At 66.1% G+C, this 513-nt stretch carries 1 pseudogene; it reads left to right on the forward strand.

What is annotated here, in order from left to right:
- Positions 1-513: pseudogene (locus ACFC3J_RS23055) on the forward strand (hypothetical protein); the annotation flags it as partial.

Here is a 513-nt window from a genome sequence, read left to right on the forward strand (position 1 = left end):
CGTCGATGCCAGCGGTATCGAGACGATCGACGACTGGATCGACCTGCTCGACGCGGAAACCGACCTCACTATCCAGCATACGTCGGGCACGACCGGCAAGCTGAGCTTCGTCCCCCGCACCAAGAAACAGTGGCGCGAGACGATCGTCCATTCGGCGGTCATCATCCGCGACTGGTGGCCGGATCGCGGCCCGGACATATTGAAGGACGGGATGCCGATCATCATTCCGGGCTATCGCTATGGCGCCGCGGCGATGCAGCGCGGCAACGGCCTCCAGGTCGATCTTTATGCCAAGGGCGAGGAAAACACCCTGTTTCTCTACCCCGACGCCCGCTTCAGCGCGGACATCGCTTCGCTGGGCGGCCGCCTGCGCGCGGCGGAGGCGCGGGGTGAGGCCGGCATGATCGACATTCCGCCGGTCCTGCTGGAACGGCGGGAGGCTCTGCTGGAACTGGAGCGCCGCCGGCCCGACGACCTCAAGCATTTCTTCAGCGAGGCGCAGCGGCGCTTCGG

This window comes from Sphingobium sp., from assembly GCF_041987595.1.
GTDB lineage: Bacteria > Pseudomonadota > Alphaproteobacteria > Sphingomonadales > Sphingomonadaceae > Sphingobium.